This window comes from uncultured Methanobrevibacter sp., from assembly GCF_900316895.1.
Lineage (GTDB): Archaea > Methanobacteriota > Methanobacteria > Methanobacteriales > Methanobacteriaceae > Methanocatella.
In genome coordinates, this window is record NZ_ONER01000037.1 from 1 (window position 1) to 16686 (window position 16686).

14 protein-coding genes are annotated in these 16686 nt (G+C 37.1%); 8 read left to right on the forward strand and 6 right to left on the reverse strand.

From position 1 onward, the window contains the following. Both tuf and rpsJ read left to right on the forward strand, forming a co-directional pair. Positions 1-994: translation elongation factor EF-1 subunit alpha (tuf, locus tag QZN27_RS05380; protein ID WP_296784663.1), on the forward strand; the 994-nt coding region annotated here is incomplete at its 5' end. A gap of 66 nt (positions 995-1060) precedes the next feature. Further along, positions 1061-1369, forward strand: a complete 309-nt coding sequence (rpsJ, locus tag QZN27_RS05385; RefSeq protein ID WP_042691424.1) for a 30S ribosomal protein S10 — start codon at positions 1061-1063, stop codon at positions 1367-1369. 99 nt (positions 1370-1468) lie between these two features. Here the strand turns inward: rpsJ and cobK are convergent, their stop codons facing one another. From cobK to QZN27_RS05400, 3 genes are read right to left on the reverse strand one after another with little or no spacing between them, the layout of a single operon-like run. Next, a complete protein-coding gene (gene cobK / locus QZN27_RS05390) occupies positions 1469-2260 on the reverse strand; it encodes a precorrin-6A reductase (RefSeq protein ID WP_296784665.1) in 792 nt (263 codons plus the stop codon). Next, a complete protein-coding gene (locus QZN27_RS05395) occupies positions 2257-4686 on the reverse strand; it encodes a calcium-translocating P-type ATPase, PMCA-type (protein ID WP_296784669.1) in 2430 nt (809 codons plus the stop codon). The genes cobK and QZN27_RS05395 overlap by 4 nt, the downstream gene beginning before the upstream one ends. Positions 4687-4690: 4 nt before the next feature. Beyond that, entirely contained in the window at positions 4691-5080 is a 390-nt protein-coding gene (locus QZN27_RS05400) for a UPF0146 family protein (RefSeq protein ID WP_296784672.1), read from the reverse strand. 70 nt (positions 5081-5150) lie between these two features. Between QZN27_RS05400 and QZN27_RS05405 the strand changes: the two genes are divergently transcribed. Then, positions 5151-5603, forward strand: coding sequence for a GNAT family N-acetyltransferase (locus QZN27_RS05405; RefSeq protein ID WP_296784675.1), 453 nt, complete (start codon positions 5151-5153; stop codon positions 5601-5603). Here the strand turns inward: QZN27_RS05405 and QZN27_RS05410 are convergent. Next, entirely contained in the window at positions 5577-6095 is a 519-nt protein-coding gene (locus tag QZN27_RS05410; protein ID WP_296784677.1) for a zinc ribbon domain-containing protein, read from the reverse strand. The two genes, QZN27_RS05405 and QZN27_RS05410, sit on opposite strands and share 27 nt — an antisense overlap. 93 nt (positions 6096-6188) lie before the next feature. Between QZN27_RS05410 and QZN27_RS05415 the strand changes: the two genes are divergently transcribed. Further along, positions 6189-7157 carry a hypothetical protein gene (locus QZN27_RS05415; RefSeq protein WP_296784680.1) on the forward strand — a complete coding sequence of 323 codons (969 nt, stop codon included), beginning with the start codon at positions 6189-6191 and terminating at the stop codon, positions 7155-7157. On the opposite strand, the gene dusB is transcribed toward QZN27_RS05415, so the two are convergent. Beyond that, the gene (gene dusB / locus QZN27_RS05420; protein ID WP_296784683.1) at positions 7146-8123 is read right to left on the reverse strand and encodes a tRNA dihydrouridine synthase DusB; all 978 of its coding nucleotides are present in this window, start codon (positions 8121-8123) and stop codon (positions 7146-7148) included. The two genes, QZN27_RS05415 and dusB, sit on opposite strands and share 12 nt — an antisense overlap. 108 nt (positions 8124-8231) lie before the next feature. Here dusB and prf1 point away from each other — a divergent pair, with 108 nt between their 5' ends. After that, a complete protein-coding gene (gene prf1 / locus QZN27_RS05425; protein ID WP_296784686.1) occupies positions 8232-9476 on the forward strand; it encodes a peptide chain release factor aRF-1 in 1245 nt (414 codons plus the stop codon). Here the strand turns inward: prf1 and QZN27_RS05430 are convergent. Next, positions 9473-9709: a hypothetical protein gene (locus QZN27_RS05430; RefSeq protein WP_296784689.1), complete on the reverse strand. Its 237-nt coding sequence runs from the start codon at positions 9707-9709 to the stop codon at positions 9473-9475. The two genes, prf1 and QZN27_RS05430, sit on opposite strands and share 4 nt — an antisense overlap. A 472-nt stretch (positions 9710-10181) precedes the next feature. Here QZN27_RS05430 and gdhA point away from each other — a divergent pair, with 472 nt between their 5' ends. From gdhA to QZN27_RS05445, 3 genes are all read left to right on the forward strand, one after another. Then, complete coding sequence (gene gdhA / locus QZN27_RS05435) at positions 10182-11516, forward strand: NADP-specific glutamate dehydrogenase (RefSeq protein ID WP_296784692.1); 1335 nt, start codon at positions 10182-10184, stop codon at positions 11514-11516. A 433-nt stretch (positions 11517-11949) separates the two neighbouring features. After that, positions 11950-13410 (forward strand): ATP-binding protein, encoded by a 1461-nt coding sequence (locus tag QZN27_RS05440; protein WP_296784695.1) that lies wholly within the window; start codon positions 11950-11952, stop codon positions 13408-13410. Positions 13411-13657: 247 nt separating this feature from the next. Continuing rightward, positions 13658-16686, forward strand: a 3029-nt coding sequence (locus tag QZN27_RS05445; RefSeq protein WP_296784698.1) for a hypothetical protein, incomplete at its 3' end; no start/stop codon positions are given.

Sequence of the window (16686 nt, forward strand, 5' to 3'; positions counted from 1 at the left end):
TGGACACAGAGACTTCGTTAAAAACATGATCACCGGTGCTTCCCAAGCAGACGCTGGTGTTTTAGTAGTTGCAGCAGACGACGGTGTAATGCCTCAAACCAAAGAACACGTGTTCTTATCAAAAACTTTAGGTATCAACCAATTAATCGTTGCAATCAACAAAATCGACTTAGTTGATTACTCAGAAGACAAATACAACGAATTAAAAGAAGAAGTTTCAAACTTAATCAAAACCGTAGGTTTCAACCCTGCTGACGTACCTTTCATCCCATTATCTGCATTTGAAGGGGACAACATTAACGATGCATCTCCAAATACCACCTGGTACAAAGGTGACAACTTAATTGATGCATTAGACAAATTAACTCCACCTGAAAAACCTACCGACTTACCTTTAAGAATCCCTATCCAAGATGTTTACTCCATCACTGGTGTAGGAACCGTACCTGTAGGTAGAGTAGAAACTGGTGTAATGAAAAAAGGTGAAAACGTTATCTTTGAACCAGCTGGAGCTTCCGGAGAAGTTAAATCTATCGAAATGCACCACGAACAATTTGATGTAGCTGAACCTGGTGACAACATCGGATTCAACGTAAGAGGTGTAGGTAAAAACGATATCAGAAGAGGAGACGTAGCTGGACACACTGACGCTGCTCCTACCGTAGCTAAAGAATTCGACGCACAAATCGTTGTTTTACAACACCCTGGTGTAATTACCGTTGGATACACTCCTGTATTCCACTGTCACACTTCCCAAGTAGCATGTACTTTCTTAGAATTATCTAAAAAATTAAACCCTGCTACTGGTGCTGTTGACGAAGAAAACCCTGACTTCTTAAAAACCGGTAACGCAGCTATTGTTAAAATCAAACCTACCAAACCAATGTGTCTCGAAAACGCAAAAGAAATCCCACAAATGGGTAGATTTGCTATCAGAGATATGGGTCAAACTGTTGCAGCAGGTTTATGTCTTAACATTACCGAAGCAAAATAAGTTTGTAAACAATAATTAGAAAGTAAAATTTTACTTTCTTTCTTTTTGTTTTTTGGAGGAGAATAAATGAATCAAGCAAGAATTAAACTTACTGGAACTGACCCAGAAAAATTAGCATACGTATGTGATCAACTTAAAAAAATTGCTGAAAGAACTGGTGTCGACTTATCTGGTCCTATTCCATTACCTACTAAAAAATTAGTAGTACCAACAAGAAAATCTCCTGATGGAGAAGGTAAAGCTTCTTGGGAAAAATGGGAACTCAGAATTCATAAACGTTTAATCGGTATTGGAGCTGATGAACGTGCTATGAGACAAGTCATGAAAGTAAACGTTCCTGATAATGTAAGTATTGAAATTGAACTTAAAGGATAAATATTTAGAATCCTTCTAAATATTCCTTTTCATATGCCGAGATAGTCTAGTCTGCCCTCGCCTGGGTTCAAATCCCAGTCTCGGCGTTTATCTTTATATCTATTTTTTAAAAAAAGTTTTTAATCGGATATCTAATTCTTCAAGATTAGATACAATATCGTTTTTATTTAATTCATCTATTTTTGGTCTTTGAATCATTATGACTGCAACATCCTTTTCATTTGCAGCCTGGATTTTTTCAATGACTCCACCTACATCGCCGCTTTCCTTTGTAATCATTACTCCTGCATCATATTTTTCAATCAGCTCAAGGTTTTCCTCCAAGCTGGCGGCACCTTTCATTGGAATGATGTGGGACGGATCAACGCCCAGCTTTTCACATTTTTCAATGGAGCTTTCCACCTTCAGTATTCTTGGGTAGAATCTGTCGACGTCAACATATTTCAGGATGTCTTCCATGGTGTTGGCTCCTGCAAAATGCAGCACGTTTCCTTGACTGAATTCACTTTCAATCAATTTTCCCGCTTCGTCAAATGATTCTGTGTAATGGATATGTGTTGTATCTATATTTTCAAGGTTGGTGGTAGGTCTCTCAAAGCGGATATATGGCATTTCCAATTCGTTGGCGATGCTGGCACTTGTCTGTGTGATATGTTTGGCAAATGGATGTGTTGCATCAATCAGCACATCAAAATTTTTCCTTTTGATTATTTCAATGATTTCATCTTTTAGAAGCGGACGGGCAATCACGTCATCGCTTCCGGCCTCCCTGGCCAGTCTTGCCCCATATTCTGTGGTGGTGGTAGTCAGGATGTAATAATCATGATTTTCCTTGATATGCTCGATGATGTTTGTTGAGTCTTTTGTTCCGCCGAGTAACAGTATCCTCATTTTATCACTCTGTTCATTATTTTCTCAGCTATCACTATTGTAAATGCGACGATTATGATTACCAGCCAGTCAATCAGTGATATTGCTGTGGTTCTGAATATAATCTGCAGTTGGGGCAGGTATATGATTAATAATTGAAGTATGAATGACAGGATAATCGCCATATACAGGTAAGTGCTTGGCTTGTCTGAATTCGCTTTCCTGTTGTATGCGTTAAAGAGCTGATACATTACGAATAATGTAAATGCAACGGTCATCGCTTTGCTTTCGCTTGAGCCAATGCTCAGCTGATAGCTGAATACTGCAATTGTTCCTATTGCCATTACAATACCTGATATCAATATTTCAAGCAGTGTCTTTTTGGTTAGAATGTCTCCGGTTTCAGGAGGGCGTTGCATCAGGTCCTTTTCGGCACCTTCAATTCCCAATGTTTGTGCAGGCGGACCGTCCATAACAATATTCAGCCATAATAACTGCACAGGATTGAATGGAAGAGGCAGGTTAAGCAGTGATGTTCCGATAATTGTCAGTATCGCTCCGACATTTGTGGAAACCTGGAACTTGACGAACCTTTTGATGTTGTCATATATCTTACGACCTTCCTTGACCGCCTTTACAATAGTTGCAAAGTCGTTGTTTTCTAAAATCATGTCTGCAGATTCCTTTGCAACATCTGTACCGTCACCCATTGCAACTCCAATTGATGCCTTTTTGAGTGCAGGCGCATCGTTTACGCCGTCACCGGTCATTGCAACAATGTTGTTGGAACTTTTAAGAGCCTCAACGATTCTCATTTTCTGTTTTGGCTTTACCCTTGCATACACCTGGATGTCATCCGCAATGGCCAGGTACTCTTCGGCGGTGAGTTTTTCCAGTTCCTCACCGGTTATTGTCCTTCCTGTTGTAAGTATTCCAAGGTTTCTTGCAATTGAGCAGGCGGTCTTTTCATGGTCGCCTGTAATCATCTTAACTTTTATTCCTGCTTTCAGGCAATCGCTCACGGCCTTTTTGGCATCCTTTTTTGGAGGGTCGGCAAGTCCGAGAAGTCCTGTAAAAGTCAGATTTTCCTCAGGGTCATATTCGTCTTCAGTCTTGTAGGCAAATCCGATTACTCTCAGACCATGGCCACTCATTTCATCAATTTTTTTAATTATAATTTCCTCGCTTTCAGCATCAATTATTTTAATACTTCCATCATAATCTATGTATTTGCATTTGTCTAGAATTATTTCTGGTGCACCTTTTGTAAAAACAATATTCTTTTCATCGTTTAGGCTATGTATGGTAGTCATCATTTTACGATCGCTGTCAAGAGGTATTTCATCAACTCTTTTCAAGTCGCCTTTATGGCTTTGGCAGAATTTTAAAATCCCTCCATCAGTCTGGTCGCCTATGGCTTCTCCGTTTGTTATGGTGGCATTGTTGCATAGCTTTCCAATTTCAAGTGTTTTGTCTTCATTGGTAAAATAAGATTCAACAACGGTCATTCTGTTTTCGGTCAGTGTACCGGTCTTGTCACTGCAGATGATGGTACATGAACCCAATGTTTCAACTGAAAGCAGCCTTTTGACAATTGCCTGGGATTTTGCCATCTCGGACATGCCCAATGCAAGTGTCAATGTCAAAACGGCAGGAAGACCTTCCGGAATTGCGGCAACGGCAAGGGAAACCGCAGTCATGAATGTCTCGACAAGAGGTATGCCTTTGAACAGTTCCAAAATGAAGATGGCTATACATACGATAATTGCAATGAGGGATAATGTCTTTCCAAGCCTTCCCACTTTTGCCTTCAGAGGGGTGTCCTCGTCATCCTCCTGAACGACCTTTGCTATCTCGCCGACCTGTGTCTTCATTCCGATAGCTTTGACAACTCCCACTGCATTTCCCGAAAGGATATTGCAGTCCATATATAATTCGTCTTCAATTTCCTTTTTGACCGCTTCTGATTCGCCTGTCAGGGATGATTCATCGCAGGTCAGTTTATTTGCCTCAATCAGTACAAGGTCTGCAGGCACCTTGTCTCCCTCTTCAAGTATGACAAGGTCTCCAATTGTCAGCTCTTCGGAATTTATCTGCTCGATTTTGTTTTCCCTTTTCACCACGGCAGTCTTAACAATCAGATTTTTTAGGCTTTCAACGGCCTTTTGTGACCTGTATTCCTGAATGAAACCCATGATGACATTCAAAAGAACCGCAAGCATGATTACACATGCATCGATGACGTCACCAATTGCATATGCTGCAATGGCTGCAACTATGAGGAGGCCTATCAGGACATCTACAAATTGGATTAGGAACAATTTGATTAATGGTGTTGGCTTTTTTTCTTCAATCTTGTTTAAGCCATACTCATTTTGCCTTTCAATGACTTCCTGTTTGCTGAGTCCTTCTGCTGATGTGTCAAATTGCGATAGAATATTTTCCATTACATCACCTTAAAGTGTAAAAACTGGCCCTTTTGAAATTTTTTAATTTCATTTTGACCCTGCCGGTATTTAAATCTTCGTTTGTCAACGGTTTTATTATGAGTTGGGAGTCGATTTCAACTGCGAGCTTGACAAGGTATGGCTGAAGTTCGCTTGGAGGTCTTATTGAATAAATGATGTCGATATCTTTGTATAAATCCATATTTGGATTTGTAATGTCGTCCTTTATGACTGTTTCATCTTTTGGAGCAATGTCCGTTTTAATCAAATCGATATTGTCTTTTGAAGCCAAATAATCTGCAATTCTGTCAAATTTTCCAACTGCGATTTCGGCAATTTTGACATTTTTGCTTTCAGCTTCGCTTAAGATATACTCGGCAAAATCGTCCCACATTTTTAATCCTCATTTTAATATTTTGTCATCAAAACTATTAAATACATTGATTTTTAAATTTTAATTTGCTATGCTTGTAAGGAAATTTAAGCCAACTGATTTAAAAAGAGTTTATGAAATAGAAAACATGTCCTTCAATCAGTCCTATGGCATCAAGATGTTTCAGCAGCTTTATGAGATGGGTGTCGGTTTTCTGGTTGCAGAAGAGGATGGATATGTCATCGGATATGTTCTTTTTTGGATCAAATATGAAAATTATGGCCATATAATTTCCATTGCAGTAGATAAGAATTACCGTCGCCTTAAAGCCGGAACAAAACTTCTTTTAAGGGCAATATCCGTATTGTCACTTCTCAATCTGGATACAATATATCTTGAAGTCAATGAAAATAACACTGGTGCAGTCGAATTTTACAAAACGTTCAATTTTAAAATCGACAGGGTTGTCCCAGGATATTATGAGGATGGTGCCGGTGCCATACTGATGTATCTGCACTTAAATGCCGGTAAAATTGCCAGATAGCATTTGCCTGTATTGGGTTATTGCATCTGCAGGGATGTTTCCGGTTGCATATAGGATAGCTATTAATGCAATGTAGAATGCAAAAATCGCCAATTGGATATGCCCATGCTTTCGAGCAACAGGGTCCTTTCTGGTTGCCAGATAGATTGCAATGATCAATCCGAGAATTCCTCCTAAAATTGAGAAAATGTATCCGAACAGTATCAGCCATCTGCTTGTCCTGTTTTGCCTTTGTTCGGGAGGTCTCTGCACAACCTCTTTTTGAATAACAATGGGACCTAAGTTAGTGGTGCTTGTTTTTTCAAATTGTTGCTTAAAGACTAATGGAGTACCGCATTTGACACAATAGTCGGCTTCTGGAGGGTTGTGGAATCCACATGATGGACAGGTATCCTGGTCCACTTCTATTTTTGGAAATTCATGTCCGCATTTTATACAAAAACCATAAATATCGTCTGCAGCACTTCCGCATTGGGGGCATCTTCTAATCATACTATCACTTAGTTAAATAATTAATAGCAATTACCTTATAAATGTTTTTAAATTTAGTTAAGTTTATTATGCTTGTGTAAGATAGATATTTTAATGATTGAAAAAATCGAGATTACACAAAGGTTTAATTTTAAAAGGCTCAATCGACACTATGAGTGTTTCACCATTGATTTGGTTAACAACAATGCCTATTATAAAATCTCCGAGAGGGGAAGCGGCGATAAATTTTTGAGCGAACATTACCTTTGTGACGACTCATGGATTGACATACTGGTCGACTTAAGGAAGAACATGACCAGCAGGATTCATAATTTCAATGATTCCCAAAAGGATAAATTCCTGCATGATTTCAGTGATTTGAAATTGTTTGAGGGATTTGTCTCAGAAGAGTTCACTTATTTTGAAAAGATAGAGCTGATTTATTCGTGCAATGTCATAATCTATTCGACGGACAATTTTGAGGAATACAGCTTCAAGAACAATTTTCCTCCAAAATGGAGTGAATTCGGTGAAATCCTGAAGGAACTGTTTGACTTTGACGTTCTGCACCTCAACTATCAAAAGCAGCTTGTAACTCCACTTTATTTTGACATCAGAAAGGATGGGGTTTATCTGGAAGACAAATTGACTATAAAAGCAATTGAATTTGGCCATTATCAGACTTATCCTTATGAACTTCCAAATCCTCGGCTGATCATTAATTTTTCTGAAGGTAGAATCGACGGATACATTGAAAAGGAATTGACCGGCAGTGACAGGGAGCTTATTCTGGGATTGCTTGAGAGATATCATGTATACATGTGGATTTTTGATGAGTATCACAAGAAGTCAAATGCCCGTGACCCTGATGACCTGGAGGGATATGACTGGTATCTGGAAATGGTTTTTGAAGGCGATATCATATGGCACATATTCGGATATAATGACTATCCGGACACCTATGTTGGCATGGCACGTGAGGTGATTGAAATCACTGGCATGGATCTGCTTGAGGTTGATACGATTTCCAGTGGTGATTTGGAACTGTTTGAAAAGTTCGGTGATGAAAAATTAGCTGACTAGTTCAATATATTCTTTAAGCAAATCAAACAATTCTTCTTTTGTATTCATCTTAAATATTCTTGGCTTTATCTCAGAGCTTCTCCACTGGCCCTTAAGATAATAAGCTGTATGTGTCCTCATCTTGTGCATTGCAACCTTTTCGGGTCTGATTTCGCTAAGCAGCTCCGCATGCCTTTTAATCATTTCGATTTTCTCGTCCAGTGTGACTTCTTCAGGTTCTATTCCGTCATCCAGATAATCAATGCACTGCCTTATGAGCCATGGGTTTCCAAGAACGCCACGACCAATCATCACTGCATCGCATTCTGTTTCATCAATCATTTTTTTGGCATCATAACATGACCAGATGTCTCCGTTTCCGATGACAGGTATTGAAAGGGATTCCTTGACGTCTCTGATTATTGACCAGTCTGCGCTTTCGCCGTATCTCTGCTCTCTTGTTCTCGGATGGACTGTTATTGCTGATGCTCCCGCATCCTCAACAATTCCTGCCACTTCAAGGGCATTGATGCAGCTTTTATCCCATCCGCTTCTGATTTTTGCGGTTACCGGAACATTGACGCTTTCAACAACAGCCTCCACGATTTCACCAATCTTTGGAGGGTTTTTCAGAAGTGCGCTTCCGGCCTGTGACCTGACTGCCACCTTTGGAACCGGACAGCCCATGTTTATGTCGATGATGTCCGGTTTCATGGTCTTTTCAATGTATTCTGCAGCTATTTTGAATGATTTGACTTCAGCTCCGAATATCTGCTGGGAAATAGGCCTTTCATAATCTGTCATATAAAGCATTTCCTGTGTCCTTGAGTTTTCATACATTATTGCCTTATCTGACACCATTTCGGTTTCAATCAGTCCACATCCCATTGATTTGGCTATTCTTCTGAATGCTGAATCGCATATTCCTGCCATGGGTGCAAGGACCACCTGATTGTCTATTTTAACATTTCCGATTTTCCATTTCATAGAAGTCACATTGAATTATGCAGTTTTTCCTTGTTTTTTCATTAATTATTTATATTTGTATTTATATAATTATATCTATTATATTAATTTAATTATTATAGGGATAACATGGCTAGTGTATCATCAAAAGAATTATATGAATTTAAAAAGACATTAAAAGAATTAGCAAATAAGAGAGGTAGAGGTACTGAGCTTGTTTCCGTTTATATCCCACCATCCAAACAGTTGAGTGATGTTGGTAAGCACATGAGAGATGAAATGGGTCAGAGTGCTAACATTAAGAGTAAACAAACAAGAAAAAATGTACAGTCTGCAATTGCGGTTATTTTGGAGAGCATCAAATTATACAAACAGCCTCCGGAAAACGGTATCGTCCTGTTTGTGGGAATGATTCCTAAAGGCGGTCCGGGCACTGAAAAGATGGAAAAATATATTTTGGAGCCGCCGGAACCGGTTCAGACTTACTGGTATAAATGTAACAATGAGTTTTTCGTAGAGCCTTTGGAGTACATGATTGAAGAGCATGATGTATATGGTGTAGCGGTTATTGACAGAAACGAAGCTACTTACGGTACTTTAAAAGGTAAAAGGGAAAACATTCTCGGTCACTTGACAAGTGGAGTTCCAGGAAAACACAAAGCAGGGGGACAATCACAAAGAAGGTTTGACCGTGTAATTGAGGATCTTGCTCACCAGTTCTTGAAACGTATCGGAGACCATATGAACGAAGCTTACCTTCCGCTTAAGGATGACTTGAAGGGAATCATTCTTGGCGGTCCTGGATTTACCAAAAAGGATTTCTACGACGGTGATTATCTTCAGTATGAGCTTAAGGATAAGGTAATATCCATTGTTGATACATCATACACCGGTGAAGAGGGAATCCGTGAGGTAATCTCAAAATCTGCCGATGATCTGGAAAACCTTGACGTGATGCACGAAAAGAAACTTGTTCAAAGGTTCATCAAGGAACTGATCAAGGAAAAGGGTCTTGCTTCCTATGGGGAAGATGAGGTAAGAAGAAACCTTATTATGGGCGCTGTAGACGTATTGCTATTATCTGAGGATTTGTCAAGCATGCGTAAGACATTTGTCTGTTCAGGCTGCGGTCACGAAGAAAAAATCACTGTCAAGTCACAGGCTGAAGCTGATAACCTGCATAAGAAGTGCCCTGATTGTGGTGAAAATCTAAAAGAGCAGGATTCAATTGATATTGATGATGAATTTGTTGAATTGGCTGAAGAGATGAATACTGAAGTCGAATTCATTTCCACTGAAACTGAAGAAGGTATGCAACTGTTCAGGGCATTCGGTGGAATTGCAGCAGTTTTAAGATATTACGTAGACTACTAATTATAACAGTTTGGAGACTTGTCCAAATGTGTTATAATATTACTTTTTCTTTTTTCTTTTTTTGTATAATATTCGCTTAGACCTTCCTCTTGGCGTATCTGGTTTATTAACTTAAAAAATAATGGTTTTGGAACGGTTTTTTCTTTATTTATTTCCACATATAGTGAATGCAGACTCCTGTTTTTGGTCAGATAATTTTCCTTGAGTGTTTCATATTGATTTTTGCTTATCATATTTTATCACTTTGTTTATTAAAAATTAATTTTTACCCATTTTTAAATATTGATTTGTAAATTATGGTATATAAAGGAATATGCTTTTTAAATTTCTATATAATTTTGTTTAAAATTTTTTTGTATTTTTCGGTTTTGTTCGGTTTTTTCAGGCCAAAATGTGCTTTGCCCGAACAGTTGATGTTGCTTCCTATTCGGAAACTTTGGGGTGGAAGATGCTTTCCGACTTTGTTTATGTATTGATAATTTTTATTGTTATTTGTAGAAAAAATAATTAAAAAGATTTTATATATACTTAAATTATTTGAATTTTTGTATAATTTGTATAATATTTATCTAGATTTTAATGAATAATATTAATATATCCTTATTAAAAATTGAATAATATTTAAATACTAGAAGATGCAAATAATTAACTATATTGTTAAATTTTAATGATATAATTTTTATAATTTTATTCGGAGGAATAATTTTGTCATACGTAGATGAAGTAATTGAAACTATAATAGAACAAAACCCTTCAGAACCAGAATTTCACCAAGCTATTCGTGAAGTTTTAGAATCCTTAAGGGTAGTGATTGAAGAAAACGAAGAAGAATACAGGAAAAACGCACTTCTTGAAAGGTTAACAAACCCAGAAAGACAAATCAAATTCCGTGTTCCATGGGTAGACGACAACGGTCAAGTACAAGTAAACACCGGTTACAGAGTACAGTTCAACTCAGCAATCGGACCTTACAAAGGCGGATTACGTTTCCACCCATCCGTAAACCTCGGAATCATCAAATTCTTAGGTTTCGAACAAATCTTCAAAAACTCCTTAACCGGACTTCCAATCGGCGGAGGAAAAGGTGGATCAGACTTTGATCCTAAAGGAAAATCTGACAGGGAAATCATGGCATTCTGTCAAAGTTTCATGACCGAATTATGCAAATACATCGGAGCTGACACTGATGTTCCTGCAGGAGATATTGGTGTAGGTGGCCGAGAAATCGGTTTCTTATTCGGACAATACAAAAGAATCAGAGGATTATACGAAGGAGTATTAACCGGTAAAGGATTATCCTTCGGAGGATCTCTTGCAAGAACTGAAGCTACCGGATATGGTTTATTATACTTCACAAATGCAATGTTAAAAGCAAATGATATTGATATCGCAGGTAAAACCATTGTCGTATCTGGTGCAGGTAACGTAGCTACTTACGCTATCCAAAAAGCACAACAATTAGGCGGTAACCCAGTAACCTGTTCCGATTCCACCGGATGGATCTACGACCCAGAAGGAATCGATGTTGAATTGCTCAAAGAGATTAAAGAAGTAAGACGTGAAAGATTAACCGCTTATGCTGAAGCAAGACCTTCCGCAGAATACCACGAAGGCAAAGGTGTATGGTCCATCAAATGTGACATTGCATTACCATGTGCTACCCAAAACGAATTGCAATTAGAAGATGCTAAAATCCTAGTTGAAAACGGCGTTTTAGCTGTTGCTGAAGGAGCAAACATGCCAACCACTATCGAAGCAACCGAATACTTACAGGAAAACGGCGTATTATTCGCACCAGGTAAAGCTTCCAACGCTGGTGGAGTAGCAACTTCCGCACTTGAAATGTCACAAAACTCAGAAAGATTATCCTGGACATTTGAAGAAGTTGACGGCAGACTCCAAACCATTATGGAAAACATCTTTGAAAATGCTGCAGCTGCTGCTGAAGAATACGGCATGGACAAAAACTATGTCGCAGGAGCAAACATTGCAGGATTCAAGAAAGTAGTTGACGCAATGAACGCACAAGGCATTGTGTGATTTTATAGCTTTATTTTTAATTTTAAGAGTTTTTAACTCTTCTTTTTTTATTTATTTTATTTTTAATTATTTATAGTATAATTTACTTGTATTGGTTATTTTTATTAGTTTTTTTACAGATGTTATCAATATTTTTTTCAGTTGAAATCATGAGTAAAGGCCTTTCTTTGCTTTTGCATTGTAATATTGCTTTAACTTAATAAAATTGCTTTCATTTCAAACAAAAACTTTTTGTAACTTGCAATTAAAGATAATAGTAAGTATTTATTCTTAATTATTGAATTAAGATAAAATAATCAAGTCGAAGTAAAATTTATTTGGACATGATTATTTAAATATTCAATATATTGAATATATATTTATATAATTTCACTCAATATATTGAATATATATTTATATTAAAATATTCAATGTATTATTAGAGGAGATGAATATGAATCCAGAGATTGAAAATTCAATTTACAACTTTTTACAAAACCAGATTACAGACACTCCATTATCATTAAACAATGAACTTTTCAATATGGGTAAAAAATTCAATCATAGGGATGAATTTAACGAAATAACTCCATTCATTGATGAATTCCTTGAAGGAAATAATGTTAATCGATATATAGTATTGCCGGGTCTTCGAGGCGTTGGAAAAACAACAATCCTATTTCAGGTATATGATTACTTGTTAAATCAAAAAAACATCAATCCGGAAGAGATACTATATTTTTCATGTGAGGAATTAGATAAAATATATGATTGTGATATTTTTGAAACAATAAAATTTTACCTAAAGAAATTTCACAACACCTCACTGCAAACACTCAATAAAAAGATATTCCTTCTAATCGATGAATCCCACTTTGACAAGGATTGGTCCATTTCCGGAAAGTTGATCAACGACAAATCAAAAAATATCTTCATGATATTAACAGGATCATCAGCAATAAAACTGGAATATCATGCAGAAGCGGCAAGAAGGATGATAAGATATCCGATAACTCCTCTTAATTACTCACAACATCTGAAGTTAAAATATGATTTTCAAACTGATGTTTCAAATGATTTGGTGGATTTATTATTTAATGGAAATGTAGATAATGCGATTCTAAAAGAACAACAGTTAAATCATGATTTGTTGAATCTAAGAAATTACAATTCAATGGATTGGGATAATTACTTTAAATTTGGAGGATTTCCATCAGTAATGCATGACACAAATCCCAGAAATGCATTTAAAAAATTATATTACTCAGTTGAAAGCGTAATAACTAAAGACCTGCCAACAATGACTAATTTGACAAGCAACACAGAAACAAAAGCATTAAGGTTGATTAAATTTCTGGCAGAAAAATATCCTGGGGATATATCACAAAATGCACTTGCAAACAAAATTAAAACTTCTATTGGTACAGTAAATACCATTATGGATTTGCTTGAAAAAACACATTTGATATTCCACACAGAACCATATTCCGGACCGAATGCAAGAGCAAAAAAGTCATGGCAATATTACTTCGCAACACCAAGCGTAATGCATGCAATAAATCTCAAATTTGGATTCACTTCAATAAAACTAAGTGAGTATGAAGGAATACTGCTTGAAAACTTGGTGGCATCAAGTTTGGTCAATCTAAAAAATAGTGAGAAATTCTTCGAATTCAACATATTCTATGACTCATACAAAGTTAAGAAACAACGTGTTGATTTCATTATAAAAAAAGAATTTGGTGATGCAATTCCAATTGAGGTTGGGCGCGGAGATAAGGATACATTTCAAATTAAAGAAGCAATGAAACGTTACAAATCTCCATATGGGATAATCATATCTGATACAACAAAAACAATTGTAAAAGAGGATAATATAATATTTTTGCCTATAAAAACATTTTCATTATTGTAAGATTAATGAATGTAGGGTGGTATCACACATTTCCCTCACAATGAATAGTATAGATTTTCTTTTTTCTTTTTTTTATTTATAAATTAAATATATTTTTCAAAATATTTTTATTTGATTGTTTACAGATTTAGTTATGTAATATTGTTTTGTTATACAGATGCTGATGGTGGTGTTTGTAATTTTAACAGTTCATATTATAATTGACTAAAAAGCCCTTTTGGGTTTTTTTTATGATGGGAGATAAATAATGAGATTTAAAAAATATTCGATGGTTGTTTTATCAATAATGATTTTACTAGTATTCGTTGCTTCTGCAAGCGCTGCTGACGTCAATGATACTGATGTAATTTCGATTGATGACTCAGCCAATAAGGTTGATGAAAAGCTAGCATTAGATTCCAACCAGGATGATGTTGTGTCTAATGACAATGACGCTTTAGAAAATGATGATGAAAGTCTGGCTGCTGGAACGGATTCGGAAATCTTGGGCGATGATGTAGGTAATTTTTCACAATTAGCTGCTGAAATCAGTCAATCCGGACCTGTTATATTAAAGCATAAGACTTATGTTTATGATAGTGGAAGTGATATTGATATTAGGGAAAACGGTAAGGTCATTGATGGTAACGGTGCTGTTATTGACATGTTAGGAGCAGATAATACAGCATTTTATGTAATTGCTTCAGGGGTAACCATTAAGAATTTAACAATTAAAAATTTAAAACATTTTCATAATGGTGCTATCTCCTTCGAGTCTCCAGGTAATGTAATAAATTGTAATTTTGTTAATAACACAGCAATATCCTATGATGGTGGGGCTCTTTGGATGCATAGTGGTAATGTGATAAACTGTACTTTCACAAACAACTCTGCTAATAAGGGCGGTGCACTTTACATTGAGTGGGGAGGTAATGTGACAAATTGTAATTTTGTTGATAACTATGCAGTATCCGGGCTTGGCGGTGCCGCCAATCTCAACATGGTTAATGTGACAAACTGTAATTTTACCAATAACCGTTCTCCGGATGATGGCGGTGCTTTCTCGATGCAATACGGCCGTGTTGAAAATTGTAGTTTTTCCCATAACCGAGGATATCGTGGAGGTGCACTTTTTTTAAGCAATAGTGGTACTGTGATGAATTGTAATTTCACTGATAATTTTGCAACCATGGCTGCTGCCTGGGTGTATTCAGGCACTGTAAAAAATTGTAATTTTACCAATAACAAAGGAGGTCGTAATGGTGGCGGTCTCTGGATGCGTGACGGTGCTGTAGAAAATAGTAAGTTTACTAATAACTCTGCAATCGAAGGAGGTGCAGTTTGCTTTGATGATAACGGTAGGGTGACAAATTGTAATTTTATCAACAACTCAGCCGAAGGTGGTGGTGCGGTTAAAATGGCCAAAGGTGAAGTTACAAATTCTAATTTCAGGCACAATACTGCAGCTTTTGGTTCTGCAATTCGATTTTCCGAAATCGATGCTGATGACCGCATATCCAATTGTGTTTTCTTAGATAACCGGGCGGACATGGTTGGAGATACTCCATTTAAGGTAGTTAAAAATATAAATCACACTGAAATCATTTTGGAGGTTCGAAATAATTATATAAATGCGATTAGTTCTTCCAGTGTCATTAAGTTTAGCAATGTGACCTATTGGGGTGTTGGAGGAATTGTAAATACTGACAGTTCCGCTCCAATCCGGTCATATAATCCTCCAGGTCAAAACGTAACTGTCTGTGGTGTTGTTAACGGCAATATTATAAATACAACTAAAGTCAGTGATGAAAATGGAAAAATCGTTTTGGACGATGCCGGCGACTATTGGCTTGTTGTTCGCCATGATGGAGATTCATACTATACAAGAGCTGAAAAAATATTGACCAACATGGAATTAACTGCAAATGTAACATCATTCACAACCAACAACAAGACAGTAAACATCACTGCAAAATCCAATATTTTTAATGGGGGCATGCCTGGTAAATTACTGTTTATCTTAGCGAACGGTTTGAACATCACTGCAAGTTATTCAGGTAACGGAACCTGGTGGGCAGTACATACATTTGATGATTATGATGTTTATCAGGTCAACGCTTCCTATATCGGAATAGACAATGTAAAGACCAATAATGGCACTATCAATATCACTAAAGCTGACTCAACAATAACTCTTGAGGATATTGTTTTGACTTATGGCGAGTCAGTCAATGCTACTGTAAAAACCGAAGGTGCTACAGGCATTACCGCCAAGATTGGTGATGTTGAGGTTATCGTTGATAAATATATCATTCCGATTTCCGGTTTAAGCGGCGGAAATTACACTTTGACAGTGACTACCATTCCTGATGCAGACCACAATGCCGTAAGCAAAGCTGTCAATTTAACAGTTAACAAGATGCATACAGAAATTATCCTGACCAATGAAAGCATTGATTTGAAACCGTATGTTATGGTTGGCGATTTGGCGAGTTTGAATCCTTCCAATGCGGGCATTTTGACATTTGCTTCAAGCAACGGAACCGTTGCACTAGTGTATTCCGATGGAAAGATTTGGTCTCAGGATAAAGGTACTGCCATCATTACTGTCTCCTATGCAGGCAATGAGAATTATACTGCTTCAGAAAGAAAAATAACTGTGAATGTGTCACCATATGATGTTAGCCTCATCGTTAAAAATACAACTGTGAATATGGAAGTTGGCGGAAGATTTGATATTGGTGCCACAACAGATCCTACAGGTGCAGTAATTGATTATGTCTCCAGCAATGCGTCTGTTGCAAGTGTCACCAGTTATGGTGTTATAATGGCTGGTGAGGAAGGTACAGCAATTATTACAGTGAGTATTGGTAATGGAAGAACAATCTCTTTCAATTCAACCAACATAACCGTGACAGTAAGCAAAAAACCTACTGAAATCATTTTAGTCAACGAAACACTTGATTTGAAGGCACTCGATACTGTCAGTGATTTTGCAAGGATAACTACAGGTTATCCAAAAGATTTAAAATTTGTTTCAAGCAATGAGGATGTTGCGGTTATTGAAAACGACATGATTGTTGCAGTTGGTGCGGGCAAGGCCAACATTACCGTTTACTATGAGGGCAACAACGTGTATGCGGCAGCCGAAAACAGGACAATTCAAGTCACTGTCACTGCGATTGATGCAGAAATCAATGTCACCAAAAGATACTATGAACTTTATGGCGGCGAACAGGATGAAATCATTGTATTTACAGCGCCTGACGACTTGAAAGTTAAATTTGAAACAATTGA